This window comes from Herpetosiphon gulosus, from assembly GCF_039545135.1.
GTDB classification, from domain to species: domain Bacteria; phylum Chloroflexota; class Chloroflexia; order Chloroflexales; family Herpetosiphonaceae; genus Herpetosiphon; species Herpetosiphon gulosus.
On the sequence record NZ_BAABRU010000007.1, the window covers coordinates 288365 to 313087 of the forward strand.

Here is a 24723-nt window from a genome sequence, read left to right on the forward strand (position 1 = left end):
TCTGATTTTACTAGGATAGGATTTGTATATGCCCGATCATCCATCAAAACTATTCGATATTCAGCAGAGTTTGGAATATCATCATAGATATAGTACAGATTTAGGAAGTCTCTATCAAGGAGACTGCCTTAATTTTCTTCAAGCCATACCCTCGGAATCGATCGATATGGTATTTGCTGATCCACCATTTAATCTTGGTAAAAACTATGGTAAGGGAATTAATGATCAACTTTTAGACGCTGAATATCTTGAATGGTCTTATAGCTGGATTAGCGAACTTATTCGAATTATCAAACCAGGGGGAGCAATTCTTCTATTTAATCTACCTAAATGGTTAATTAGCTATGGTTCCTATCTTAATCAAGCAGGAATGATGTTCAGGCACTGGATTGCATGCAGAATGCCAAAGGCCTTTCCGCGTGGCAAGAAGCTTTCTCCTGCTCACTATGGTTTGCTTTACTACACAAAAGGCGAACCCTCAACCTTCAATAAAGTCTATATTCCTATTCCAGTATGTAGACATTGTGGTAAGGAAATTCGCGATTATGGGGGGCATCGTAAGAAATTGAATCCTCAAGGCTTAAATCTGATGGATATATTTGACATGCCAGAAGAGGTTTGGTGTGATGAAAGCCTTGAAGCACATTCAACCAACCAGCTATGGACTCCTGCCGAAGATTTATGGGATGATATTCCAACAGTCCGACATAGTAAACATAAAACACGAGGAGCTAATGAATTAGCTCCAATTATGCTGGAGCGTTTAATTGCATTAACCACTAACCCTCATGATCTGATTCTCGATCCGTTTGGTGGATCTGGAACGACTTATTATGCTGCTGAGAAATTACAGCGTCGTTGGCTCGGTATCGAGATTGGCGAAATAGATCCTGCGATTCACCGACTCCAAAATTTGCACCAAGGCCAAGTTGCTCTATGGGAATCGGCCCGAGGGATCGTTTAATAATGCTGTATCTGGCGTGTGTGGTCTATTGCGCAACCTTGGCGCTGGGCGCAAGTGTCCAATATCTGCAACTGCGCTTGGGGCGCTGGCGTTGGCTGCATCATGCGCTGTTTTTCGCGACATGGCTTAGCACAGCCACAGCCTTAGCTTGGCGTTGGTGGAATGGTGTTGAGCAGTGGTGGTTAGTCGGATTGATCATCCCGATTTTGGCGCTTTTTCCCTTGCAGCGAGCTAGCACCCGTCGGCATCGTTGGCTGGGTGTTAGCGGCTTGGTGGTTTGGGCGTTAATCTTAGTCTTGGGCGCTTAATGCAAAATCCGCGATAAGAATAACTTGGTGCGTTCATGTTGGGGTGCACCAAACACTTGCTCGGGCGTGCCTTGCTCAACAATCATGCCGCCATCCATAAAAACCACTTGATGCGCCGCCTTCCGCGCAAAGCCCATTTCATGCGAAACCACGACCATGGTCATACCTTCGCTGGCTAGCGTTAACATTACGTCAAGTACCTCATTGATCATCTCAGGATCGAGCGCCGAGGTCGGTTCATCGAATAAAATCACTTTGGGTTGCATGGCCAACGAGCGGGCAATCGCGACGCGCTGCTGTTGACCACCCGAAAGTTTCGGTGGATATTTATTGGCCTGCTCAGGAATGCCAACTTTTTCGAGCAAACTACGGGCGATTTTTTCACTTTCGCTACGTGAGCTATTGCGCACTTTTTGCTGGGCCAAACAGATATTTTCGAGCACCGTCAGATGTGGAAATAGCTCGAAACGCTGAAAAACCATGCCAACCTCAGCGCGAATTGCATTTAATTCGCGTTCTTTGGGCGTAACATGCTTGCCATCGATGATAATTTCGCCAGCATCGGGCACTTCGAGATGGTTGATACAGCGCAACAGTGTCGATTTGCCCGAGCCAGAAGGCCCAACGATCATCAGCACTTCGCCGCGATCAACCGTGAGGCTCACATTATCCAAGGCGCGAAAATCGCCAAAAAACTTGCTGACTTTGTTAATGCTAATCATTGGTTGATTGGAATTGGCAAGTTTAGTGGACATTGCTGCTCATCTTTCGTTGCAACCATTGCAGCAGCAATGACAGCACTAAAGTCATGGTCAAATAGAAGGCGGTCAGAATAAAATAGGTTTCTTCATATTTAAACGACGAGCTAACCGAAAGCCGTGAAACTTGAGTAATTTCGCGCACCCCCAACACCGACACCAACGATGAATCTTTGAGAATGGCGATCAGATCGTTGCCTAAGGCTGGCAGCACATTGCGAAATGCTTGCGGCAAAATCACATAGCGCATCGCTTGCCCATGGGTCATGCCCAACGAACGGGCGGCTTCCATCTGGCCACGGCTGATCGATTCGATTCCAGCGCGGAAGATTTCGGCAATATAGGCAGCATAAATTAATACTAAAGCGATAATGGCGCGTGCAGTCAGCGAAATATTGCTAGCATTCAAGCCAATGCCATTGGAGAGCGCTGGAACAATCGCAAATGAGATGGTAAAAATTAGCACCAAAATTGGCACACCGCGAATAAACTCAATATAGCCAATCGAGAGATTACGCAAGATTAAATTGCGTGAAACCCGCCCCAGCCCTAGCACTAAACCCAAGATTAATGCACAAATAAATGAAACACCTGTGACCATCAAGGTTGTGCCAAGTCCGGTCAGAATCGTCTCGAAAATGCGGGTATATTCAGGGTCGCTGATAATCCGAAAGCCCATAAAGGCGATGATCAGGCCAATTGCGACCAGCCACCATGGGATTGTGCGCCAATCAAGGCGTTTGTTGGTTGGGGGTTGCAGCGAGGTTGAAGGCGGAAGGTCGGCAGCCATGGAAACTCCTTGTGATGACTAAGGAGAGGATGGAATAAACCCAGTGGTGTCGTGCATCAACGCACCACACCACTGAATTGGTGCGCTTATTCGGGCAATTTGAAATCAGGGCCGAAATATTTCTTTTCAAGCTCAGCCAGCTTGCCATTTTCGCGCAACGCCTTGAGCGCTGCATTCACTGGCTCAACCAAATCGCTGTTCTTGGGGAAAATAAAGCCCAATTGATCGCTCTTGATTGGGTCGCCAACCAGCTTCAATTGGTCGCTGTTGTTGCCAACATAGCCTTGGCCAGCGGTTTCGTCCATGATGACCGCATCAACATCGCCGTTGATCAAGGCGGCTACCGCAAATGGGAAGGTTTCAAAACCTTGGATGCGGGCTTCATCGAGCAAACCTTTGGCAGTTTCGTAGTTGCTAGTGCCAGTTTGCGTGCCTAAGCGGAATTCAGTTTTGGCGAATTCGTCCATGCTGGTGAAACGAGTTTCATCGTTGCGCACCAACAAGCGTTGGCTAATTTGAATATAGCCATCGGAGAAGGCCACTTGCTCAGCTCGCTCGGGCGTGATCGTAATCCCATCGGCGGCAGCATCGAATTGACCATTGCCAACCGCTTGGATCATACCTTCCCATGAGGTTTCTTTGAAAACTGGTTTACAGTTCAGCTCAGCACAGATCGCCGCCCAAGCATCGTAATCCCAGCCTTCACCTTTACCCGTTTGCGGGTTGATGTAGTTGAATGGTGGGTACAAGTTTTCAACGGCGATACTGACTTCACGGCCACCAAGATCGATCTTGCCAGCGACGGGAGCGGTGGTTGATGCGGTTGTTGGAGCAGTTGTTGGAGTTGCTGACTCTGCGCCACATGCGCCCAGCACAACCAACAGTAAGCTCAACAGAGCCACAACATTGAGGCGTTTCATCTGCAGTTCCTCCTGATATAGAGTTGGTATTATACCGTCAATCGCACGGTTGTTTTGCAAAATCTTGGCCTAAAATCAAAAATTGCTAGGGCTTATTGCGATCAATGCAATTAATACAGAGGCGCAGAGTAAATTAACATACTCTGCGCCTCTGTATTAATCGTGATAGTGTTTCGTGCCCTCACCCCCAGCCCCTCGCCCACGGCGGCGGGCGAGGGGAGTCCCAAGTTTCATAATGGAGGAATTCCCTTTCACTCGCTTGGCGGGCTAGGGAGCTAGGGGGTGAGGGCATGCAGTTTATTACGAACCCAATGAGCCATTACAATCCTAATGGCTGGCAGCCGCCGCCGCTCCGGCTGTTCCACCGCGCCCAACCCATTTAAGTGGCCAGCCAGGCAGAAATAAGCCAAGCACCAAGGCAATAATTGCTACATAGAAGGTGAAGTGATAGGTTTTTTCAAAGCCAGCAACTTGTTCAGCACAAGCCAATTGAATGCTGCTACGAACCTGATCCTGTACCGCAGCTGGGGCTTGCTCCATGCCAGCAGGCAAATTCTTGGCTGGATCAACGCCTGGGGTTTCGCACAAGCCAAATGCAGCAGTTGCAACTCCGGCTTGGGCATTTTCGGCGGCACGAGCCTGCGAATCTTCTTGAAATTCTTTGGTGGCTACTGAGGTTGTGCTTGCTAGAATTGTCGCCAACACTGCCACCCCAATCGATTGAATGACTTGACGGGTGGCATTGATTAAGGCTGAGCCACGCGGCACTTTGGGCAATTCCACATCTGATAATGCGGTAACAAACGTTGTTTGCACTGTCATGCCCAGCGCCAAGCCACGCAAGGCCAGCAAGAACATAATCCAGCCAATTGAGGTATCGGCTTGCAATTTCGAGAGTTGCCAAGTGTTGAGAATCAAAATCGCATAGCCAGTCACAATCAACGGGCGAGGGCCAATTTTGTCGTATAAACGCCCAGCAGTTGGCGTGGCAAAGCCAGCGGCAATCGCCAAGGGCAACAAGATGAAGCCCGTTTCTAAAGCGGTACGCCCACGCAGCACTTGCAAATACAAGGGCAACAAAAATTCGGCCCCAAATAAGGCTAAAACACTCACCCAACCCACCAAATTGGCCATAGTAAAGGTTGGTTTTTTGAATAAGCGCAAATCAAGCAAGGGTTCTTTGGCCACGAATAGCTCAATCAAACCAAAGAGTACCAAGCTAATGCCACCGATGATAAACCACATCGTGACGCTGCCCGATTCCCAGCCCTGTTCGGCAGCAATCGTGGCGGCATAGAGCACCGAGCCAAAGCCAACCGTGGAGGTGATCAATCCCAACACATCAAGTTTGGGTTTACCAGTTGGTTGAGTTGGCTTGAGCCAGCGAATCGCTAAACTTACTCCAAGTACGCCGATTGGCACATTGATGAAGAAAATCCAGCGCCAAAGATCGTTATCGACCAACAAGCCACCGAGAATTGGCCCCAAGGCTGGCCCTAAAACCATGGCGATTCCGAATACCCCAAGGGCTTTACCACGTTCATTCGGCGGAAAAGCCCCATAGATAAAGGCTGTGCCAAGCGGGGTTGATAAACCACCACCAAGCCCCTGAATTGCCCGTGCTACGACGAGCGCTTCAATGCTAGGTGCTACCCCACACAAAAACGAGCCAAGCACAAAGATCGAAAGCCCAATCACATAGGTACGCTTGAGGCCAAAGCGATCAGCCATATAGCCCGAAATTGGCGTGCTAATCCCCAACATCAACACATAAATGCTCAAAATCCATTGGGCTTCGTTGATCGTCGCCCCGAGATCTTGTTGCACCGTGCGAAATGCCACGTTTACGACAGTCGTATCCAGAATCACCATGAAGATCCCGAATATAACCGAAATTAATACCTTCCATTTGTAGGCTAAACCGCCTTTTGGTGATTGCTCTGAATCCTGCGCTGTCGCCGCCATGAAATACCCTCGCAACTAGCATGTCCAATTTATTCCACATCAAAAAAGCAGCAGTCTCTGGTTGCTTCCAGCCCATGCAAACTACTGCTGATAGATTGCAACTATTTGCTTAGTTAATCTAACTAATTAAATGGTACGCCGAAAAATTTGTTTGTCAAGCACGATTAGGGATTAGGTTTCAGGGGCTAGGGATCAGGTTGAATGTAGAGGCGCAGAGAATATGGGCTTTGATCCACGAAAAACACGAAGGAATGAGGGTTCAGTTGTCAGGGGGCAGTTTAAAATCATACAGCATCTGATTCCTAGCGCCTAAACCCTGAAGTTTAACGCTCTCTGCGTCTCTGCGTTAAAGTCCCATGTCTGAAGCTTGGCCCTTATGTTCTATGCTCTTTGCCTTTGGCCTTCTTGCCCTCTCTCTTCGCTCAAGCTTAGTCGCATTTGCTGACTTGGGTTGGCATATTCATCAAGTAGCTAATCGTTACTTGATCGCCAACTTGGGGGTTGGCATACATAACTTCACTACCAAGCCGCGCTTTGATCAACCGATCAGGTTGATCATCATGGGCAAACGTTACATCGTAAAAGATGCTGCCATGTAAACTGACCGCTTGGACAGCCTGAATCACTGCAGGGCGGGTTCCCGAAAGAATCATTGTTTGCTCCGAATAGATCGCATAGAATCACGCTTAATTATAGCGATTATTGCTTGGCTTCAAACTAATATTTGGTTGGGGTTGGTGCATAAACGCATATAATGGGTGTTGCATTTCACGATAACGATCTAAAGCCGTATGCACTGGTAAGATAAACGTGCGATGTTCACTTTGGCCAAGTCGTGGGTGTTGATAAATGCCCGCCGAGCCAATATCCTCAAACATCAACATCCGATAGAATTTTGCCAAGCGCTGGGTCGAAGAAATCACCACATGCTCATGGCCTTGTTGCAGCGCATACATCCACAAAGCCTTGCATAAAAGCAGCTTAACTGCCAACAATTCGCGACAATGGCGAATCGTAAAGCGGGTTGCTTCCACAAACGAGCGTTGATGTAATTGGGGAATCGTGGTGATCGGCACAAATTGCTCTAGCTCGATCTTGCCAGGCCCGCCATCGATCAGCCGTAGCGTACCGACAATTCCACGATTGGCCAATTCGGCCACCAGAATTAAACTATGATCAGCCAAATCGAGCATATCAAGCGCTTGATCGGGCGCAGCAAAATGACCATAGCCGCGATAACGCAAATCCAACACTTGCTTTAATTCGCCAAACGAATCAAGCGGGCGAATATGCACCTGCTTGGTGGTTTCAGTGAGTTTTTGCCAGCCCACTGTTTTAAAATCGATCATGCCATCCTCACAGCAAAATATTAAATACCAGTAAAAATAATCATCAAGCCTAGCTATCTAAATGCTAGTAGGACTTTAGTCTTGATTTTACCCTTGGTAGAGAGCAATAGCTGAGAAATTGGTTTACACTTGACGAATTTTCGATAGTGATAGGTAAAGATAGGCTAAAAGTTTGCTAGCGATTGTCGTTTTGGCTTGGCGGTTATCCGTTATAATGAAGATACCCGCTTGATATTGTTCGGCGTGCGATTGCGAGGAAGCTCCGTGGTTGCTCCCCTATCCACTCTCGATGAACTGATTTTGCACTATGTCCGTGCCTTGGTAGCCTTACCAAGTGTTACTGGCGATGACCCAGCCTTAGAACAGGCTGCGCCGACGATTGCTGATATATTGCGCGGCCTTGGGTTTCAGGTCAATGTGCATCCAACAGAAGGTGCACCGATTATTTTGGCCCATCGGCCTGGCAAAAGTGCCCAACGCTTGCTCTTTTTCAATCACTACGATGTGATGCCGGCTGGGGTCTGGCGTGATTGGTTTCACGAGCCGTTTACCTTAGCCGAGCGCGAAGGGCTGCTCTATGGGCGTGGCGTTGCCAACGATAAAGGCAATTTAGCTGCGCGAATTGCTGCTGTGGCCCAAATTTTGGCCGAAACTGGCGATCTCCCTGTTGGTGTGACGTTTTTAATTGAAGGTGACGGGCTGAGTGGTAGCCCATCATTAGCTAATTTGGTTGCCGATCAAGCCAATCATTTAACTGCCGATTTGGTCGTTGGCTATGGTGGCATGCTCGATCAGGCGCGGTTGCCCTACCTCTATGCTGGGGTTCGTGGGCGCTTGTTGGTACGCTTGCGAGCTGAAGGCGCTAAAATTCCGATCGGTGCTGATATGGCGACCAGCGTACCCAACCCTGCTTGGCGCATCCTTTGGGCGGCCAATCGGATTAAAAATGATAGTGAAGAAGTGACAATTGATGGTTTTTATGATGCGGTTGTGCCACCAAATCGCGAGGCCAACAAGCTCACTCGTGGCTTGCAGCTCGATGAGGCAACCCGCCTTAAGGCTTGGGGCATGCCGCAATTCTTATTTGGTATGACTGGGGCTGGTTTAGCTCGGGCTGAAACCTTCAATCCAACTTGTAATATTGCCGAATTAACCGTTGATACTGGCCATAGCCCACCGCCAACCATTCCGGCAAGCGCCGAAGTACTACTCGATTTTAGCCTTGTGCCCGAGCAACGGCCAACCGAGGTTGCGCGGTTGTTACGTGAACACCTCAATAGTGCCGATTTCCACGATGTGCATCTAGAAATTATCAAGGGTGCATATCCACCCGCCATGAATGCTTTGAGCACGCCATTACTCAATAGCTTGGCCACTGCAATCGAACAGGTCTATGGCTCAACTCCCCAAATTGTGCCGCTTGCGCCGTTTTCTGTGCCGCTGCACCTTTTTACTGCCGGAATGAATGTGCCCGCTGTTGCTTTGGGGATTCAACGCCCCGATAGCAACATTCGGGTGATTAACGAGCATATTCAGTTGGCGGATCTCAAAGCGATGGCGAGTTTGATTCAACAACTAATTATCGGCCTTGGCTAAATCAATCAAGCTATACTGCCTTAGCTTTAAAGGGTAGGTTCTTAACAATCATTGGCGATCACCACCCTTCCGTCCCGCTTAGCAAGGAGGAACTGTGATACCAAAATCCCCTCTCCCGCCGCAGTGGGAGAGGGGTTGGGGTGAGGGAATGTGATCATTTTTCATTCGATGAACCATTATTCGCCAAGCTTCCAACGTTCGATAGTTGGCTGAGCCAAACGGCGCTTGAAATCGAGATACACGGCATTCGACCAGCCAAAGCCTGGCAATGAGCCATATTTGCCGCCCTCAACGTCGCCCGTTGGGTCAACCACATTGTATTTTTCCCACATGGCGTTGGTTCGCTCGAACACCGTTTCGTTGAGCGTACACCATGCCTGCATTACCTCCCGCGCTTGGGATTGATAGCCATAGCGCAACAAACCCTCAACCACAATCCATTGCAATGGTGCCCAACCGTTGGGACTAGCCCATTGATAGCTGCTATGAGTTTTGAGGGTAGTCACCAAACCACCAACTCGCATAAATGTTGGTAACCATTGCTCAACCACCTGCGCCGCCTGAGCTTCGGTCGCCCAACCAGCCCACAAGGGGTAAAATCCGGCCAATGAAGGGTTATCCAAGTCAGCTACTTCATTCAGATAGTTGTAATCGTAGAAAAAGCCACTGGTTGCATCCCAAAAAACTGCTTGCATGGTTTCGGCGCGTTGGGCTGCGCGGGTTTGCCATTGCTCGGCTGCCGCATGATCGTCACGCAAACGGGCGGCTTGGGCAAAATCGCACTCACGCAGATACAAAATGCTATTCAAATCAACTGGCAGATGGCTCATCCATTGACCATTGCAGCGGGTTGAATGATCCCAGCCACTTTCACAACAGGCAAGGGTATCCAAATAATTAATATCAAAATAGCGCGACAAACCGCGATGGACTTGGCGCTGATGCGGATGGGCGGTCGCCAGCCAAACACTGGCGTGCTCCTGCTCAGCCAGTGCCATCATCCGCTGTAACCAAGCAGCGCTGTCAGGAGCGCCAGCGGCCTGTTTGGTCTGGTAAGCCAGCCAAATCAATTGGGTCCAGAAGGGTGGTTGGCTGCGCGAAAGAAAATAATAACGGCTGGCATTAGGAATCACCCCGAAGCGCTGGTAGAGATAGGCCATATTTTCGGCCATGCCCTCGATCGCTGCCTCATAGCGCGTGCCACCCAAACCCAGCGCAATAAAAAAACTATCCCAATAAAACATCTCTTGAAAGGTTGGGTCGTGGGTTGGCACCATAAACGTATGGGGCAAGCCAATTAAGGTTTTTTGATCTTCCGGCTGTTGACGAACAAGTTTGTCCCAATAAGCATCGATATACTGCGTGATTGCAGGCTGTCGCATACGCTTCCTGTTCTTTTTGACTTCTACCGTGTGCTGTAGTATGATCGCGATGCCGCACATACCACCGCGCTCGATTGTCCGTTCGGGGCGCGTTTGTATGTTAAGCTATGTTTGAACCACGACGTTCAACTAACCCTTAGGAGGACTCAACCATGGCTGCGCCCATTGACCGCGCACAAATTCTGGAGGCCTTGCGCACCGCCGATACGACGATTAGTTGTTATCTCGATCTTGAGTCGGGTAGTGTGATCAGCATTGATGACACGGCTGCCGACGCTGATACCGAAGCAAAGCGCAACGAAATTATGGAAGGCTATGGCGAACGGTTTCGCTATATCTCAGGTGGTCATCCCGGCGCTGATGATGCTGCGGTTCAAACGTGGCTGGACGGCGAAGGCTTATAACCCTTGCTGCCAAAGCCAATGACCCATCTATAACCCCAAATGCGTTTTCCAGTGCCTCGTGTTTCATTTGCGTGGATATGGCTGGAGCGATGGATACAAGAAGAACATAGAACACGTTGGTTCTGTGTTCTTTGTTTTTTAGCCCAAGCGCAAATTTGGTACAATCTTCTATTGGCAATTTGCTTTTAGGAGATCTCGATGGTTAATAGGTATGCTGATGCTGAAGCTTTGCTCGCTGAGTGGGTGCAAAGCGAAAGTCTACGAAAACACTGCCTCGCGGTTTCTACCTCCATGCGTCATATGGCGCAACGTCAACAGGCTGATGCCGAGCTTTGGGCAACGGTTGGCTTGATTCATGATCTCGATTATGAGCGTTTTCCGAATGCTGCCCAATCTCCTACTGCTGAACATCCCTCGGAAGCAGTTCGGGTGCTCCGTGAACTCGGTTGGAGCGAGGAGATTTGTCGGGCTATTTTATCACATGCCGATTATTGCCATGTTGAGCGGATTACGCCCATGGAAAAAACGCTCTATGCTGTCGATGAACTTTCGGGCTTTGTCACTGCTGTGGCCCTCGTGCGCCCCGACAAAAGCGTGCATAGCGTCGAAGTTAGTTCAGTCAAGAAGAAAATGAAGGATAAAGCCTTTGCCCGCGCCGTCAATCGCGAAGATATTATTCGTGGCGCACAAGAGCTGGATGTCCCGCTCGAAACCTTGATCGAAGAAGTGATCACGGCGTTGCGTGGCAATGCTGTGGCCTTAGGATTAAACGGAATTTAGGCTATATCATACGGTTATGTCCCCTCACCCCCAGCCCCTCTCCCACAGCGGCGGGCGAGGGGCGCACTCCCGGGGCAGTTCCCCTCGGCTCGCATGCGGGAGAGGGTTTTAGGGGGTGAGGGCATTAATTTATAGCCTGATTGATCTTTGAACATCCATTAACATCTTTTACATTCTACTACCCCCTCACATTGCTGAATAGCGCTTCTGAATGAGCTAAATCGTTTATGTGGAGCATTTAATGCACGTATACTTTTGGCACTATCCCTGCTAAACAACCTATATACCTGCTCAACGTCGTGCTGGATTTGCCTGCAATGCCCATGTATTGCTGTGTATTGTGCTGTGGATTGATATTAAACTGTGTTTTTAAGGAGGATGGCAAATCATGCAAGAGTTACCAAATCGACTGATGATTGTCTCGAATCGGCTGCCGATTTCAATTGCTGAACAAGCCGATGGTACACCTACCATCAAGCCCGCTTCGGGTGGCTTGGTTACTGCGCTCGACCCAATTTTGCGCCAAGCACGCGGAACCTGGATCGGCTGGTCGGGTACAAATGAGGCGGATCAAACGGTCGATCAATTACTCGAACATGCCACCAATTCGATTGGTTATAGCATGCATGCGATTCACCTGAGCCAAGAGGAACAGGAAAAATTTTATTTGGGCTTTTCGAATGAGATTATCTGGCCATTATTTCACGATTTGCAGTCGCGTTGTAATTTCGACCCGAACTATTGGACAACTTATGAGCAAGTTAATCGTAAATATGCTGAAACAATCGCCCAACATTATCGTGACGATACCTATATTTGGGTCCAAGATTACCAATTAATTAATGTTGCTTGTGAGTTGCGCCAGCTCGGAATTGATGCCCATATTGGGTTCTTCTTGCATATTCCCTTCCCTCATATCGATATTTTCCTGAAATTACCGTGGCGCGAGCAAATTCTGAATGGCTTGTTGGAATACGATTTACTAGGTTTTCAAACCAACCGCGATTTGAATAATTTTTTGATTTGTGTTGAGGCATTATTACCCGATGCAGAAATCGATCGCGCTGGTGAATATCCATTAATTCTGCATGCAGATCGCAATCCCACCAAAGTTGGCTTCTTCCCAATTAGCATTGATCCACAAGAATTTCGCACAGCAGCGCATACCTCAAATGTTGATATTTTATATAGCCAGATTCGTGAGGCTTTTGCAGGACGTAAAATAATTCTTGGCGTTGATCGTTTAGATTATACCAAGGGCATTCCTGATCGCTTGCAAGCATTTAGTGCATTGCTTGAAACGTATCCTGAGTTACAGCAAAAAATTTCATTAACTCAAGTAGTTGTGCCAAGCCGCGAAGATATTAGTGAATACGCCGATTTGAAGCAAACAATTCAGCAATTAGTTAGTGAAATTAATGGCAAATATACCAAAATCGGTTGGGTACCAATTCATTACATTTTTCGCTCCTTGCCGCGTGAAGAATTATTAGCCTATTATCGCGCTGCCCATGCTGCATTAATCACACCATTAAAGGATGGCATGAATCTTGTAGCAAAGGAATATGCGGTCTGTGGGCCTGATGATGGTGTACTGATCTTAAGTGAATTTGCAGGGGCAGCAATGCAACTATCCGAACACTCATTGACGGTTAATCCATATGATATTAATGGCACAGCTCAAGCACTTTATAATGCAGTCACAATGCCACGCTTAGAACGAATTGAACATATTAGCAAGCTCCGTCATTCGATCAATCAATATGATATTTATTGGTGGGTTGATACATTTTTACAAGCAGCGAATGTCAAGCGTTCGGGAACAATTGAACAAGCCTCAGGTCTATAAGTATGTATGCTACTAAAGGAGTTTTATGCAAAACGATTGGTATAAAGATGCAATCTTTTACGAATTGCATGTACGAGCTTTTCAGGATAGCAATGGTGATGGCAATGGTGATTTTCGCGGTTTGATTTCGCGCTTAGATTATTTACAAAGTTTAGGCGTTGATTGTTTATGGTTATTGCCATTTTATCCATCACCTGGCAAAGATGATGGTTATGATGTGGCAGATTATTGTAATGTACATCCTAGCTATGGCACGATGGAAGATGTTGTAACATTTTTCGAAGCAGCCCATTCACGCGGCTTGCGAGTAATGATCGACCTTGTAGTTAATCATACCTCGGATCAGCATCCCTGGTTTCAAGCAGCACGCCAACCTGATTCGCCTTATCGTGATTATTATGTTTGGAGTGATACAAATCAACGTTATCGCGATGCCCGGATTATTTTCACCGATACCGAACGCTCAAATTGGGCTTGGGATGAAGTCTCTAGTTCATATTATTGGCATCGTTTCTTCAGCCATCAACCTGATTTAAATTACGAAAATCCCGCCGTTTTGGAAGAAATGTACAATATTATGCGTTTTTGGCTCGATCGCGGGGTTGATGGATTTCGGGTTGATGCAGTGCCCTACTTAATCGAACGTGAAGGCACAAATTGCGAAAACTTGCCTGAAACCCATGCAATTTTGCGCAAAATGCGTGAATTTGTTGATCAGCATTATCCGCATTGTGTACTACTAGCTGAAGCCAACCAATGGCCCGATGATGTACGCCATTATTTCGGCAATGATGATGAATTTCATATGGCCTTTAATTTTCCAGTGATGCCACGCATGTTTATGGCAGTTCGCAAGGAAGATAGTACGCCAATTATCGATATTGTACGTCAAACGCCTAAAATTCCTGAAAACTGCCAATGGGCAACTTTTTTACGCAATCACGATGAACTAACCCTCGAAATGGTCACTGATGAAGAACGCGATTATATGTACCGTGAATATGCAGCCGATCCACGCATGAAAATTAATATTGGGATTCGGCGACGTTTAGCACCCTTGATGGATAACGCTCGTCGCCGTATGGAATTGATGAATAGCATGCTGTTGAGTTTGCCAGGCTCGCCAATTATTTATTATGGCGATGAGATTGGTATGGGCGATAATATTTATCTTGGCGACCGCAACGGCGTGCGTACTCCGATGCAATGGAATGGCGACCGCAATGCTGGTTTTTCGGCTGCCGATTTTGCCCGTTTGTATAGCCCAGTGATTATCGATCCAGTTTATGGCTATCAAGCGATCAATGTTGAAGCACAGGAGCGCGTGCAATCATCATTATTAAATTGGATGAAGCGCTTAATTCGGGTGCGTAAGCGTTATTCAGTCTTTGGGCGCGGCGATATTCAGATTCTCGAAACTCAAAATCGCAAAGTTTTAGCCTATTTGCGCAGTTACGCCGACCAAACAGTGCTGATCGTCAATAATCTTTCGCGCTTTATCCAGCCAGTTGAGCTGGATTTGGCTGAGTTTGCAGGCATGCGCTTGGTAGAATTAATTGGTGAAACGCCATTTCCAACGATTGCAACGACACCATATTTTCTCTCGCTAGCGCCGCATGGCTTTATCTGGTTCCGAATCGAAGGAGTGCGCCTTGCTCTCGACGACGCTTAAACAACGCTTGCAGCCACTTATTGCCGTGGAGCGCTTGGGATTAATCACCGATATCGATGGTACGATCAGCCGAATTGCCCCAACGCCTGATGGCGCAACGGTTGAGCCCTTATGTCGGGCTGCCTTGGGTCAATTAACTGAGTATTTGCCCTTAGTTGCCGCCGTTTCTGGTCGGGCTGCCCGCGATGTCCAACGCATGCTGCAACTGCCAGCAATGCGCTATATCGGCAACCATGGCTTAGAAATCTGGGGCCACGATGGCGGGATGCTCGTGCCTGCTGCTCAACCATATAGCGCCGCCGTGCGCGAATTTGTGGTGGCGATGCAGCGCTACGAGTTGCCCGAGGGCGTGGTACTCGAATCCAAGGGCATCACGGCGACCTTGCACTATCGCTTAGCGACCGATCAAACGGCGGCTGAACTTTGGCTGCGCAAGGTTTTGGCCGAACTAGCCGCCGCCCACAATTTGATTATCACCGAAGGCTTGATGATTTTCGAGGTTCGCCCGCCCGTTGATTGGCATAAGGGCAGCGCGGTCGCTTGGCTGATCGAGGATCACAAACTTGAGGCAGCAATCTTTTTGGGCGATGATTTGACCGATGTTGATGGCTTTCGCTCGATTGCGGCAGCGCGTGAACAGGGTTGCCAAGCCTTGGCGATCGGCGTAATCAACCCTGAATCGCATCCATCAGTAGCTGAAACCGCCGATATTTGTATTAATGGTGTTGATGCAAGTGCTGAGGTTTTACAATGGATTCTTGAGCAGCGGTTGGCACGCACACATCCCGCTGGTAGCTAGGACTTTTGGTATAGCTGACATTGTTGACATCGCTCAACGTGTCAGCTATGGTAATACCAAGAATGCCTATCAAGGAGATACCATGAGTGAACCAGCCGAATCAAAACTACAAGAATTCCAAAATCAATTAGTAAAGAAATTATTAGAGCTGTTTGATGTTGTAATTGCAGATCGACGATCTTATTATCAAAAAAATCCACATAAAATTCCAAGTAGACAAGAAGTTGGACAATTAATTAAAGCCTACAGTTATAAAAATGCAGCCATAACAGCAGGATTAAATCTTATTCCAGGACCGTGGGGATTATTAGCAATTGTTCCTGAAATAGTTTTAATTATACGCAATCAGCTATCGATGATTTACGACATCGCTGCGGCTTATGAACAAGATAAAGTAATGAATAGAGAGTTACTAGCAGGTATTTTAGCATCGAGTTTAGGTGTAGGAACACTTGGATTAATAACTATTCGTGGCGGAACTGTTTTTGTTAAACGTGCTTCATTAAGAATATTTCAGCAAATTATAGCAATTCTAGGTGGAAAAATAACGCAACGGTTGATAAAACAACAAATCAGTAAATTTCTACCAGTTGTTGGGGCTATTTCTATGGCTGTTTGGTCGAAATATACAACCACCAGTATTGGCAAAAAAGCTACAGAGATTTTGAGAAAGAAAATTGAATTTAGCGATGAAGAAGTAACACAAGCAGAGGCTAAGGCAGATGATGTCGTCGAGGTAGTCATAGACATAGATCCAACCATCGACTCCGAGCTAGATCAAGTCAATCCTGATATAGATTCAAATGCTGCCCAGCCACTTGATCTTCTCAAAATTAAAGCAGTCATTAATCTGATGAAAACTGGTGACCAAATTACTCAACAAGATTTGGATTATGTTGATTCTATCATCCATGCCGCCGCTTTTGATACCGAAACACAGTATTATTTGAATGGATTGTTACAAACCAGCAATAAAATAGATCTTGATTATAGCTTGTTCAGTAACAATCCTAATCATTCCCTAGAAATACTGCAATCGATGATTCAATTCGTGAAACAACGCGATTCAATCCACATCACTCAAAAAATGTATATCAAGCAAGTTGGTAAGCTTTTGGAATTCTCCGATGAGGATGTTGTTGAATTGCTTAATGCTTGATTTTAAGTATTTTTTTAGAATTACAGCTACTCATTAATAAAATTTTAAGATGATCGCACTATACTTGCTGGCAGCGTGAGCCAATCACGTGGGCTATTTTCTTCAGTTGAAGGAGCAAGTATGCAGCGTAGGTTAACATGGCGTTGGTTGGGGTTGCTTAGTTTAGCACTAGGTTTGTTAATTCAAGCACCGGTTTCGGCTCAAACTCGCAACCCTCAACGAGCTAATTTAACGGTAACGGTCACCAATGTTGATGGCAAGCCCGTGAGCAACGCTACGGTTTCAGTTGCTAGTTTGGGCTTAACTGCCACAACCGATGCGGCAGGTACTGCCCATTTTAGCCTAGCAACCAGCGAGAGCCAAGCAATCGAAGTAGCGGTTGATGCTCAGGGTCATCGCGCTTGGCGCTTACGCAATGCCCAGTTAATTCCCAATGACACGCTATTGGTTGATGCCCCACTCACGCTCGCCAATAAAGTCGTCGATCAACAACCTGAGATTATCGAGCTTCAGCCGCATCGTTTAACCAGCAACGTACTCCAAGAAGCTAGTTTAAATGATGCTGAATTGAATCAGATTATGGCGGGAACAAATACCACACCGCCAAGCACGATTCGGGTCTATCGCGTGAGCCTTGGGCGAATTGATACGGTCAATTTCAAAACGTATGTTAAGCATGTCTTGCCCAATGAATGGGTAGCTGGCTGGCGGACTGAATCGTTGCGTTCTGGCGCGATGGCCTCGAAAACCTATGCTTGGTATCGCACGATGTACCCCAAATATCCGGGCAAAGGCTATGATACCAAGGATACGACCGCCGACCAAGTCTACAATCCCAATGTGTCGTATGCTAGCACCAACGCAGCGGTTGATGATACATGGAACTATCGCTTGATCAAAAACAATGCGATTTTCCAAAGCCAATATTGTGCTGGCTCCTACAATGGCAGTCGCACGTCCGGACAGTGTAGCCAAAATCATGGTTGGACAGTTGGCTTGTATATGAGCCAATGGGGTTCGAAATATCTGGCTGATAATGGCTCAACCTGGCGTTCAATCCTAACGTTCTACTATGATAACGTCACAATTGGCACGATCGCTGGTGGTACAACTCCTAGTTTGCCCGCTTGGCCTAGCTTGCGCAACGGCAGTTCGGGCAACGATGTTAAGGCTGCTCAGCATCTATTGCGTTCGCATGGCCATTCGCTGACTGCTGACGGAGCATTTGGCGCAGGCACCGAACAAGCTGTGCGTAACTTCCAAAGTGCCAATGGCTTAACCGCCGATGGGATTATCGGCCCACAAACCTATGCCAAACTGATCAAAACCGTACAAAACGGCAGCAGCGGCGATGCAGTTCGGGCAATTCAAACATTATTAGGCCTAACGGTTGATGGGGCATTTGGCGCTGGCACGGAACAAGCAGTGCTTAATGTACAATCAACCTATGGCCTGACCCGCGATGGAATTGTTGGGCCAATCACATGGCAAGCAGCTTTTGGCAAGTAACCATTCAATCGCTTAATCAAGTTCAAGCCTGCGCCTGCCAATGTTGGTAGGCGCATTCGTTTAAATCGCTTAATTTTATCAAGTTGTGACTTTGACTTATCGTGTCATGCAAAGTATGCTATGCGCAGTTTTACGCCCAGAGAGTCTAACAAGGACAACGCTGTGAGTATTGAAACCACCAGCCTGATTAGCGAGCTAGAGGCGATTCATGCCACCCGCGAAATCGCGCTCAAATCGGCTCGCGAACTGATTCGCCAATGTGCCAACACAATTCGGGCAGTCCATCGCCACGAATGGGCTTTGGCCGAACCACTCTTGCAAGCAACGGCGACGGCAGCTCAAAGCCTGCACGAACGCCTTCAGGATTATCCGGCCTTGCTGTATGCAGGCTATACCCAAGATGCCTTCAAAGAATATGCCGAAGCTGCCTTGACTTTGGCCTTGGTACGCGGCGAAACCTTACCAACCCATCACGCCTTGGGCGTTGAAGCAGCGGCCTATTTAAATGGTTTAGCCGAGGCCGCCAGCGAATTGCGGCGCTATATTCTCGATGGCCTGCGCCATGGCAAGGTCGATAGCGGCGAACGCCTGCTCGATCAGATGGATGAGATCTATAGCTTTTTGGTGACTGTCGATTTCCCCGATGCCGTAACCAGTGGCTTGCGCCGCACAACCGATGCACTACGAGCAGTGCTCGAACGCACCCGTGGCGATCTGACCAGCGCCGTGCGCCAAGAACAATTGGTTGTCGCCCTCGCCCGCTTTGAACAACATATGGGGCTGCCCCTCGCTGCGCTACAGGAGTCAACGCCCGATGAAACAGACAGTTAGCCATGCCAAGCGCCTACGCGGGGCAATTAGCGTCCCAGGTGATAAATCGATCTCGCATCGCTCGGTGTTGTTCAATGCTTTAGCCGAGGGCAACGCCGAAATTACGGGCTTCTTGCCAGGCGCTGATTGTCTTTCGTCAATCGCCTGTTTGCGTCAAATGGGCGTTGAAATTGAACACACCGATGATAAAGTACGGGTGTTCGGGCGGGGTTTGCGTGGCCTACGCGAGCCAAGCGACGTTTTAGATTGTGGTAATTCGGGCACAACCCTGCGATTATTGGCTGGTTTGTTGGCTGGACAGCCATTTTTGAGCGTGCTGACTGGCGATGCCTCGTTGCGTTCACGCCCACAACGCCGCATCACCGAACCATTACGTCAACTAGGAGCTAAGCTCGATGGCCGCGATAACGGTAATCGTGCGCCATTGGTGATTCGCGGCACAACAATTCATGGTGGCAACTACGAATTGCCAATCGCCAGTGCTCAAGTTAAATCGGCCTTGCTCTTGGCTGGCTTAACTGGCGATGCTCCAATGCGTTTATCGGGCAAGATTGTCAGTCGCGACCATACCGAGCGTATGTTGATCGCGATGGGCGTTGATCTGACAGTCAAAGATGGTGAGATTGTGCTCTATCCACCGAGCCATCCGGTTTTCCCCTATCCACTTTCGTTGCATGTTCCAGGCGATCCTTCATCGGCAACCTTCTGGTGGGTGGCAGCGGCAATTCACCCCGATGCGGAAATTACCACCTTGGGCGTGGGATTAAACCCTAGCCGCACCGGAGCGCTCGATGTGCTCAAAGCCATGGGCGCGAATATTACGATCAGCAACGAGCGCAATGAAGGCGCAGAGCCAGTTGGCGATGTAACTGTGCGCGGCGGTGGCTTGCGGGGCACACGCATCGATGGTGATTTAATTCCGCGTTTGATCGACGAGATCCCCGTGCTAGCAGTGGCGGCAGCCTGTGCAGTTGGCGAAACCGTAGTTGCCGATGCCGAAGAACTGCGAGCCAAAGAAACCGATCGCGTAGCCACGGTAGTTAGCGAATTAAGCGCGATGGGTGCAACCCTTGAAGCCACACCCGATGGCATGATCATCGCTGGTGGTGGTGAGTTGCAGGGTGCTAAAGTTCAATCGCATGGCGATCATCGGATCGCCATGGCCTTGGCGGTGGCTGGCTTAGTGGCCGAAGGCGAAACAATTATCGACGAAGCCGAAGCCGTAACCGTCTCGTACCCAACATTCTGGCAGCATTACGCGCAGATCAAAGAAGCCTGATCGCGCCGATAGCCCAACAAGGAGGTTGTGCATGTTTCGTTCAGATCTGCTCAAAGACAAAGTGATCATCATCACTGGTGGGGGTTCGGGCTTGGGGCGTTCAATGGGTGAGCGCTTCCTTGAGTTGGGGGCAAAGTTGGCAATTACCAGCCGCAATGCCGAAAAATTGAGCACCGCAGCCAGCGAAATGATGGCAGCCAAAGGCGGTGAAGTTTTTACGGTGCCCTGCGATGTGCGCGACCCCGAAGCGGTTGACCAAATGATCGAGGCCGTTTGGAATCATTTCGGCACGGTCGATATTTTGGTTAATAACGCTGCTGGCAACTTTATCAGCCCAACCGAGAAGCTTTCGCACCGAGCAGTTGATGCCGTTTTGGGAATTGTGTTGCATGGTACGTTTTATTGCACCTTGGCTCTAGGCAAAAAGTGGATCGAAGCTGGGCGCGGTGGCCAATGTTTGAACATCGTTACAACTTACGCTTGGTCGGGCAGCGGCTTTGTTGTACCATCGGCGGCAGCCAAAGCTGGGGTTTTGGCCCTTACTCGCTCGTTGGCAGTCGAATGGGCACGCTATGGCATTCGAATGAACGCAATCGCACCTGGCCCCTTCCCAACTCAAGGCGCTTGGGAACGGCTTGCCCCAACCCCCGAATTGGCTGAACAAGCGCTCAATCGTGTGCCATTACGCCGCGTTGGCGAACATATTGAGCTAGCCAATTTGGCCGCCTATATGTTGGCCGACGAAGCGGGCTATATCAACGGCGAATGCATCACGATTGACGGCGGCGAGTGGCTGTATGGCGCAGGTCAATTCTCAGGGCTTGATCGCTTGCCCAACGAAATGTGGGATATGCTCTCCAAAATGACCAAGAAAAGTGGCAATTAATTAACCACGAAGGACACGAAGGAGGCAAAAAATGATTCTTCGTGCTCTTCGTGTCCTTCGTGGTTAAATTTCATCCCTCATAATTAATCCTTATACTTTCCCCTAGGTTCTATGTGTAATGGATCATTGGGTTAACAACCATTTCTCTCGTTCCCTCACCCCCAACCCCTCTCCCACTGCGGCGGGCGAGGGGAGCACTCCCTGAGCGATTCCCCCTCGCCTTGCGGGCGGGAGAGGGGGTGAGGGCATGCTGGCCGTTATTAACGCGATAAACCATTACATCTAGGTTCTATGTTCTTTGCTCTATGTTCTCATTAACCTCTACAATTCAACTGGCAATTGCTCGGCCAAGCGAATGCCAGCAAGGCTCAAAGGGCAGCGATAGGCATAAATTTCAACGCCACGGGCAGCGACTGCGGCCAAAGTTTCAGCAAAGGCTGGATCAATTTGGCGGTTGACGGCAACCCGCTGAGCATCGCCACGTTGCACAATAAAAATCACGGCTGTGCGCCGCCCTTGTTCATGCAATTCGGCCAATTCGAGCAAGTGTCGGCGGCCCCGCACGGTCGGCGCATCGGGAAACAAGGCCAAACTATGCTCAGCATCACCGACACTTTTCACCTCGACCAGCCATGGGCAATCGCCGCCATGACGCTTGGCTTTGGTTGGTGGAGCCGGAGCTAAACCAAAATCAAAGCGGCTTGCCCCAAGTTTGACTTCACGCTCAATATGGCTATATTCAGCAAAAGGCGCGAGGGTTTGCGCTCGCAGGGCAGCCTCAACCAAACGATTTGGCAAGCCTGTATCCAATGAAACCAGTTCGTCAGCCTCATACACTCCGGCTACTTGATAGGCAGTTTTACGGCCTTCGGCTGGTTTGTGGCCTAGCACCAGCTGCGCTCCTGGCACGAGTTTGGTCAATAAACGGCCTCGATCAGCCAAATGCGCCTGAACAATTACCCCATCGGCCAATTGAGCCAGCACCAAAAAGCGATTTGGTCGCTCCAAAAAAGTGGCTTGCACCAACGGCGCACCGCCAACTAAGGCAACTTGAATTGTTGTTTCCACAATGGCCCTTACCACTAAAAAAACGAAGTCCATTATAGCCTTAATCAGCTTGGTACAGCGTGGTACAATGGCTTGCGGTCGTTAATCACCGATAAAAACTGATAAAGGATTGAGGTATGCTGGCAGTTTTGCAGCATTGGTTTTATGTTTTGCGCTCACGGTTAGTCATGGGAACGCGCCGACTCTATCGGCGACTTGGCGGCAAAGTTAAGCCGCGGGTCAACCAAATTACTGAGCAATTATACCTTGGCGGCTTTTTCGATCTCCACGATTGGCAGATTTTACACGCTCAAGGTGTGCGGGTGACGGTCAATCTCCAAGCTGAGCGCCAAGATCAGTTTGGCACGTTAGGCAACGAGGGCTACCTATGGCTGCCAACCATGGATCGCCAAGCACCTAGCCCTGAAGCGCTCCAACAAGGCGTGGCTTTTGTGCAACAAGCTATCGAGACTGACCACAAGGTGCTGATCCATTGTCATGCTGGCATGAGCCGTTCAGCTACCTTATGTACAGCTGTGCTGATTGCCCAAGGCATGGATTTAGAAGACGCATGGAATTTAGTTAAGGCGCGTCGCCCAATTGTGCATTTGCATCCCTGGCAACGCCGAGCTTTAGAGCAATTTGCCCACGATTGGGCACAACAAGGAGCAGAATCATGAGTTTTGCGGGCAAAACTGCCATTATCACTGGAGCATCATCGGGCATTGGCAAGTTGATCGCCGAAGGTTTGGCGCGTGGTGGGGCCAATGTGGTGCTCGCCGCCCGTTCAGCCGAGCAACTAAACGATCTGGCGGCAGCCATCAACCAAACCGGAGCCAAGGCACTCGCAGTTGCCACTGATGTTAGCGATGTGCAGGCAGTTCAAGCTTTGATCGATCAAGCCGTCGCCAGCTTTGGGCGGGTCGATTTGCTGATCAATAATGCTGGTTATGGGGTCTTTGATTCGATTGAGCAGATTGAATGGAAGCATCTCGAAGGCATGATCACGGTTAATTATTTTGGGGCAATGCATTGTATTCGGGCGGTCTTGCCTGTCATGCGCAAGCAAAATAGTGGCCATATTGTGAATGTAGCTTCGGTGGCAGGCTTGGTTTCAACCCACAACATGGGCAGTTATTCAGCTTCAAAACATGCTTTGATGGCGGCCTCTGAGGCCTTGCAAATTGAATTGCGGGGCACGCCGATCAAATGTTCATTAGTTTGCCCTGCCCCAATCGCCACGCCATTTTTTGATTCCGCCGACTTCAATAAGATGTCGCGCTTTGCCTCAATCTTTGGCATGCTCAAGCCTCACGATGTCACTGAGATTGTGCTGCATGTGGCGGCCAACCCCACGACTCAGCGGGTTATTCCGCGGATTTATCATGTGTTTGGGGTAGCATATCGAATCTTTCCAGCCTTCACCCGTTGGTTGGTGAAAATGGTTGGCTAATTTTGAATACTGAGAATAAGCATGATCACTGTTGAACATGTGGCCCAACTCGCCAATCGCCGCGTGCTGGTGGTTGGCGATGTTGTGCTCGACGAATATTTGTATGGCAAGCCCGAACGGCTCTCGCGCGAGGCGGCAATTCCGGTTTTAGAATTTGAGCAACGGCGAATTATTCCTGGTGGTGCAGCTAACCCTGCGACCAATATCACCGCCCTCGGCAGCACGGCTGGGATTGTGGCATTAATCGGTGCTGATCAAGCTGGCCATGAATTAGCCAATGCCTTGCATAAACGCAAGGTGAGCACCGCTGGATTGCTGCGTGATGAGCAACGCCCAACCACCACTAAAACCCGCATTTTGGCCTCGGTACAATTAACCGTTGCCCAACAAGTTGCTCGACTCGATAAGGTTGATCGGCGGCCAGTTGATCCAAATTTGGAAGATCAGGCGATCGAATTATTAGGCCAATTGATTCCCCAAGTTGATGCTGTGCTTTGCTCAGATTATCGCGTGGGCTGGCTCAGCCAGCGGCTAATTCAACACATCCAACAGTTATGTCAACAATATAAAACTTTGTTGACAGTTGATAGCCAAGGTCGCTTTGAACCCTACGCTGGAGCCGATTTTCTCAAGTGCAATTTGGGCGAGGCTGAGGCGTGGCTTGGCCAGCGTTTAGCTAACGATCAGCAAGTCGAACAGGGCTTGCAACGCTTGCGCGATCAACTTAAGTTGGCGGCGGTCGTGATTACTCGAGGCGGGGCAGGCTTTTCGCTACTCGATGCAGCAGGCATCCATCATATTCCAGCAGTGCCAATTGGTGAGGTGTTTGATGCAACTGGGGCGGGCGATACCTTTATTGCCACCGCCACACTTAGTTTGTGTGCAAGCCATAGCCCGCTTATTGCTGCCAAACTTGCTAACACGGCGGCAGCCTTGGTAGTACGCCGAATTGGCGTAGCCACAGTTAGCCCGAACGAGCTTCAGAACGCATTAATTCAATTTGGCCAGATTGTATGAGGCTTC

At 48.9% G+C, this 24723-nt stretch carries 24 protein-coding genes; 16 read left to right on the top strand and 8 right to left on the bottom strand.

The annotated features are described in order from the left end of the window. The first annotated feature begins 28 nt into the window (after nucleotides 1-28). The gene (locus ABEB26_RS11840; protein ID WP_345722209.1) at nucleotides 29-964 is read left to right on the top strand and encodes a DNA-methyltransferase; all 936 of its coding nucleotides are present in this window, start codon (nucleotides 29-31) and stop codon (nucleotides 962-964) included. A 2-nt stretch (nucleotides 965-966) separates the two neighbouring features. Next, nucleotides 967-1272, top strand: coding sequence for a hypothetical protein (locus ABEB26_RS11845; protein ID WP_345722211.1), 306 nt, complete (start codon nucleotides 967-969; stop codon nucleotides 1270-1272). On the opposite strand, the gene ABEB26_RS11850 is transcribed toward ABEB26_RS11845, so the two are convergent. The 6 genes from ABEB26_RS11850 to ABEB26_RS11875 all read right to left on the bottom strand — a co-directional run bounded on the left by ABEB26_RS11850 (nucleotide 1269) and on the right by ABEB26_RS11875 (nucleotide 7054). Further along, a complete protein-coding gene (locus tag ABEB26_RS11850) occupies nucleotides 1269-2027 on the bottom strand; it encodes an amino acid ABC transporter ATP-binding protein (RefSeq protein ID WP_345722212.1) in 759 nt (252 codons plus the stop codon). The two genes, ABEB26_RS11845 and ABEB26_RS11850, sit on opposite strands and share 4 nt — an antisense overlap. Next, nucleotides 2017-2820 carry an amino acid ABC transporter permease gene (locus tag ABEB26_RS11855; RefSeq protein ID WP_345722213.1) on the bottom strand — a complete coding sequence of 268 codons (804 nt, stop codon included), beginning with the start codon at nucleotides 2818-2820 and terminating at the stop codon, nucleotides 2017-2019. Before ABEB26_RS11855 ends, ABEB26_RS11850 begins: the two co-directional genes overlap by 11 nt. 86 nt (nucleotides 2821-2906) lie before the next feature. Further along, nucleotides 2907-3740, bottom strand: coding sequence for a substrate-binding periplasmic protein (locus tag ABEB26_RS11860; protein WP_345722214.1), 834 nt, complete (start codon nucleotides 3738-3740; stop codon nucleotides 2907-2909). A 327-nt stretch (nucleotides 3741-4067) separates the two neighbouring features. Further along, on the bottom strand, nucleotides 4068-5705 hold the full coding sequence (locus ABEB26_RS11865; protein ID WP_345722215.1) for a DHA2 family efflux MFS transporter permease subunit: 1638 nt from the start codon (nucleotides 5703-5705) through the stop codon (nucleotides 4068-4070). A gap of 428 nt (nucleotides 5706-6133) precedes the next feature. Then, a complete protein-coding gene (locus ABEB26_RS11870; protein WP_345722216.1) occupies nucleotides 6134-6358 on the bottom strand; it encodes a hypothetical protein in 225 nt (74 codons plus the stop codon). 33 nt (nucleotides 6359-6391) lie between these two features. Beyond that, the gene (locus tag ABEB26_RS11875; protein WP_345722217.1) at nucleotides 6392-7054 is read right to left on the bottom strand and encodes an N-acyl amino acid synthase FeeM domain-containing protein; all 663 of its coding nucleotides are present in this window, start codon (nucleotides 7052-7054) and stop codon (nucleotides 6392-6394) included. 264 nt (nucleotides 7055-7318) lie between these two features. On the opposite strand from ABEB26_RS11875, the gene ABEB26_RS11880 reads away from it, so the two are divergent. After that, nucleotides 7319-8650, top strand: coding sequence for a M20/M25/M40 family metallo-hydrolase (locus ABEB26_RS11880; RefSeq protein WP_345722218.1), 1332 nt, complete (start codon nucleotides 7319-7321; stop codon nucleotides 8648-8650). Nucleotides 8651-8826: 176 nt separating this feature from the next. Here ABEB26_RS11880 and ABEB26_RS11885 read toward each other — a convergent pair whose 3' ends face one another. Then, on the bottom strand, nucleotides 8827-10032 hold the full coding sequence (locus tag ABEB26_RS11885; RefSeq protein WP_345722219.1) for a trehalase family glycosidase: 1206 nt from the start codon (nucleotides 10030-10032) through the stop codon (nucleotides 8827-8829). Between the two features lie 152 nt (nucleotides 10033-10184). Here ABEB26_RS11885 and ABEB26_RS11890 point away from each other — a divergent pair, with 152 nt between their 5' ends. The 10 genes from ABEB26_RS11890 to fadH all read left to right on the top strand — a co-directional run bounded on the left by ABEB26_RS11890 (nucleotide 10185) and on the right by fadH (nucleotide 21200). Next, entirely contained in the window at nucleotides 10185-10436 is a 252-nt protein-coding gene (locus ABEB26_RS11890) for a hypothetical protein (protein WP_345722220.1), read from the top strand. A 198-nt stretch (nucleotides 10437-10634) separates the two neighbouring features. Next, nucleotides 10635-11216: an HDIG domain-containing metalloprotein gene (locus ABEB26_RS11895; RefSeq protein ID WP_345722221.1), complete on the top strand. Its 582-nt coding sequence runs from the start codon at nucleotides 10635-10637 to the stop codon at nucleotides 11214-11216. Nucleotides 11217-11604: 388 nt separating this feature from the next. Further along, on the top strand, nucleotides 11605-13065 hold the full coding sequence (locus ABEB26_RS11900; protein WP_345722222.1) for an alpha,alpha-trehalose-phosphate synthase (UDP-forming): 1461 nt from the start codon (nucleotides 11605-11607) through the stop codon (nucleotides 13063-13065). Between the two features lie 25 nt (nucleotides 13066-13090). After that, entirely contained in the window at nucleotides 13091-14737 is a 1647-nt protein-coding gene (gene treS / locus ABEB26_RS11905) for a maltose alpha-D-glucosyltransferase (protein WP_345722223.1), read from the top strand. After that, nucleotides 14718-15536 (top strand): trehalose-phosphatase, encoded by an 819-nt coding sequence (gene otsB, locus ABEB26_RS11910; protein WP_345722224.1) that lies wholly within the window; start codon nucleotides 14718-14720, stop codon nucleotides 15534-15536. The genes treS and otsB overlap by 20 nt, the downstream gene beginning before the upstream one ends. A gap of 82 nt (nucleotides 15537-15618) precedes the next feature. Beyond that, the gene (locus tag ABEB26_RS11915) at nucleotides 15619-16695 is read left to right on the top strand and encodes a hypothetical protein (RefSeq protein ID WP_345722225.1); all 1077 of its coding nucleotides are present in this window, start codon (nucleotides 15619-15621) and stop codon (nucleotides 16693-16695) included. Nucleotides 16696-16815: 120 nt separating this feature from the next. Continuing rightward, the gene (locus ABEB26_RS11920) at nucleotides 16816-18204 is read left to right on the top strand and encodes a peptidoglycan-binding protein (protein WP_345722226.1); all 1389 of its coding nucleotides are present in this window, start codon (nucleotides 16816-16818) and stop codon (nucleotides 18202-18204) included. Nucleotides 18205-18366: 162 nt separating this feature from the next. Continuing rightward, nucleotides 18367-19035, top strand: a complete 669-nt coding sequence (locus ABEB26_RS11925) for a haloacid dehalogenase (protein ID WP_345722227.1) — start codon at nucleotides 18367-18369, stop codon at nucleotides 19033-19035. Next, nucleotides 19019-20314 (top strand): 3-phosphoshikimate 1-carboxyvinyltransferase, encoded by a 1296-nt coding sequence (gene aroA / locus ABEB26_RS11930; RefSeq protein ID WP_345722228.1) that lies wholly within the window; start codon nucleotides 19019-19021, stop codon nucleotides 20312-20314. Before ABEB26_RS11925 ends, aroA begins: the two co-directional genes overlap by 17 nt. A 31-nt stretch (nucleotides 20315-20345) precedes the next feature. Further along, on the top strand, nucleotides 20346-21200 hold the full coding sequence (gene fadH, locus ABEB26_RS11935) for a 2,4-dienoyl-CoA reductase (protein WP_345722229.1): 855 nt from the start codon (nucleotides 20346-20348) through the stop codon (nucleotides 21198-21200). Between the two features lie 321 nt (nucleotides 21201-21521). On the opposite strand, the gene sfsA is transcribed toward fadH, so the two are convergent. Beyond that, a complete protein-coding gene (gene sfsA, locus ABEB26_RS11940; RefSeq protein ID WP_345722230.1) occupies nucleotides 21522-22268 on the bottom strand; it encodes a DNA/RNA nuclease SfsA in 747 nt (248 codons plus the stop codon). Nucleotides 22269-22384: 116 nt separating this feature from the next. On the opposite strand from sfsA, the gene ABEB26_RS11945 reads away from it, so the two are divergent. From ABEB26_RS11945 to ABEB26_RS11955, 3 genes are read left to right on the top strand one after another with little or no spacing between them, the layout of a single operon-like run. Then, nucleotides 22385-22927 carry a protein-tyrosine phosphatase family protein gene (locus ABEB26_RS11945; protein WP_345722231.1) on the top strand — a complete coding sequence of 181 codons (543 nt, stop codon included), beginning with the start codon at nucleotides 22385-22387 and terminating at the stop codon, nucleotides 22925-22927. Next, nucleotides 22924-23700, top strand: coding sequence for an SDR family NAD(P)-dependent oxidoreductase (locus tag ABEB26_RS11950; protein WP_345722232.1), 777 nt, complete (start codon nucleotides 22924-22926; stop codon nucleotides 23698-23700). The genes ABEB26_RS11945 and ABEB26_RS11950 overlap by 4 nt, the downstream gene beginning before the upstream one ends. A gap of 21 nt (nucleotides 23701-23721) precedes the next feature. Further along, nucleotides 23722-24717 carry a bifunctional heptose 7-phosphate kinase/heptose 1-phosphate adenyltransferase gene (locus tag ABEB26_RS11955; RefSeq protein ID WP_345722233.1) on the top strand — a complete coding sequence of 332 codons (996 nt, stop codon included), beginning with the start codon at nucleotides 23722-23724 and terminating at the stop codon, nucleotides 24715-24717. Nucleotides 24718-24723 lie beyond the last annotated feature (6 nt).

Excerpts from the sequence above, each read along its gene's own strand:
- ABEB26_RS11870 (WP_345722216.1), bottom strand. The coding sequence starts at position 6,358 with ATGATTCTTTCGGGAACCCGCCCTGCAGTGATTCAGGCTGTCCAAGCG.
- ABEB26_RS11845 (WP_345722211.1), top strand. The coding sequence starts at position 967 with ATGCTGTATCTGGCGTGTGTGGTCTATTGCGCAACCTTGGCGCTGGGC.
- ABEB26_RS11945 (WP_345722231.1), top strand. The coding sequence starts at position 22,385 with ATGCTGGCAGTTTTGCAGCATTGGTTTTATGTTTTGCGCTCACGGTTA.
- aroA (WP_345722228.1), top strand. The coding sequence starts at position 19,019 with ATGAAACAGACAGTTAGCCATGCCAAGCGCCTACGCGGGGCAATTAGC.
- ABEB26_RS11860 (WP_345722214.1), bottom strand. The coding sequence starts at position 3,740 with ATGAAACGCCTCAATGTTGTGGCTCTGTTGAGCTTACTGTTGGTTGTG.
- ABEB26_RS11900 (WP_345722222.1), top strand. The coding sequence starts at position 11,605 with ATGCAAGAGTTACCAAATCGACTGATGATTGTCTCGAATCGGCTGCCG.
- ABEB26_RS11950 (WP_345722232.1), top strand. The coding sequence starts at position 22,924 with ATGAGTTTTGCGGGCAAAACTGCCATTATCACTGGAGCATCATCGGGC.
- ABEB26_RS11885 (WP_345722219.1), bottom strand. The coding sequence starts at position 10,032 with ATGCGACAGCCTGCAATCACGCAGTATATCGATGCTTATTGGGACAAA.
- ABEB26_RS11915 (WP_345722225.1), top strand. The coding sequence starts at position 15,619 with ATGAGTGAACCAGCCGAATCAAAACTACAAGAATTCCAAAATCAATTA.
- ABEB26_RS11920 (WP_345722226.1), top strand. The coding sequence starts at position 16,816 with ATGCAGCGTAGGTTAACATGGCGTTGGTTGGGGTTGCTTAGTTTAGCA.
- ABEB26_RS11895 (WP_345722221.1), top strand. The coding sequence starts at position 10,635 with ATGGTTAATAGGTATGCTGATGCTGAAGCTTTGCTCGCTGAGTGGGTG.
- ABEB26_RS11875 (WP_345722217.1), bottom strand. The coding sequence starts at position 7,054 with ATGATCGATTTTAAAACAGTGGGCTGGCAAAAACTCACTGAAACCACC.
- treS (WP_345722223.1), top strand. The coding sequence starts at position 13,091 with ATGCAAAACGATTGGTATAAAGATGCAATCTTTTACGAATTGCATGTA.
- ABEB26_RS11890 (WP_345722220.1), top strand. The coding sequence starts at position 10,185 with ATGGCTGCGCCCATTGACCGCGCACAAATTCTGGAGGCCTTGCGCACC.
- ABEB26_RS11840 (WP_345722209.1), top strand. The coding sequence starts at position 29 with ATGCCCGATCATCCATCAAAACTATTCGATATTCAGCAGAGTTTGGAA.
- ABEB26_RS11855 (WP_345722213.1), bottom strand. The coding sequence starts at position 2,820 with ATGGCTGCCGACCTTCCGCCTTCAACCTCGCTGCAACCCCCAACCAAC.
- ABEB26_RS11955 (WP_345722233.1), top strand. The coding sequence starts at position 23,722 with ATGATCACTGTTGAACATGTGGCCCAACTCGCCAATCGCCGCGTGCTG.
- ABEB26_RS11865 (WP_345722215.1), bottom strand. The coding sequence starts at position 5,705 with ATGGCGGCGACAGCGCAGGATTCAGAGCAATCACCAAAAGGCGGTTTA.
- ABEB26_RS11850 (WP_345722212.1), bottom strand. The coding sequence starts at position 2,027 with ATGTCCACTAAACTTGCCAATTCCAATCAACCAATGATTAGCATTAAC.
- fadH (WP_345722229.1), top strand. The coding sequence starts at position 20,346 with ATGTTTCGTTCAGATCTGCTCAAAGACAAAGTGATCATCATCACTGGT.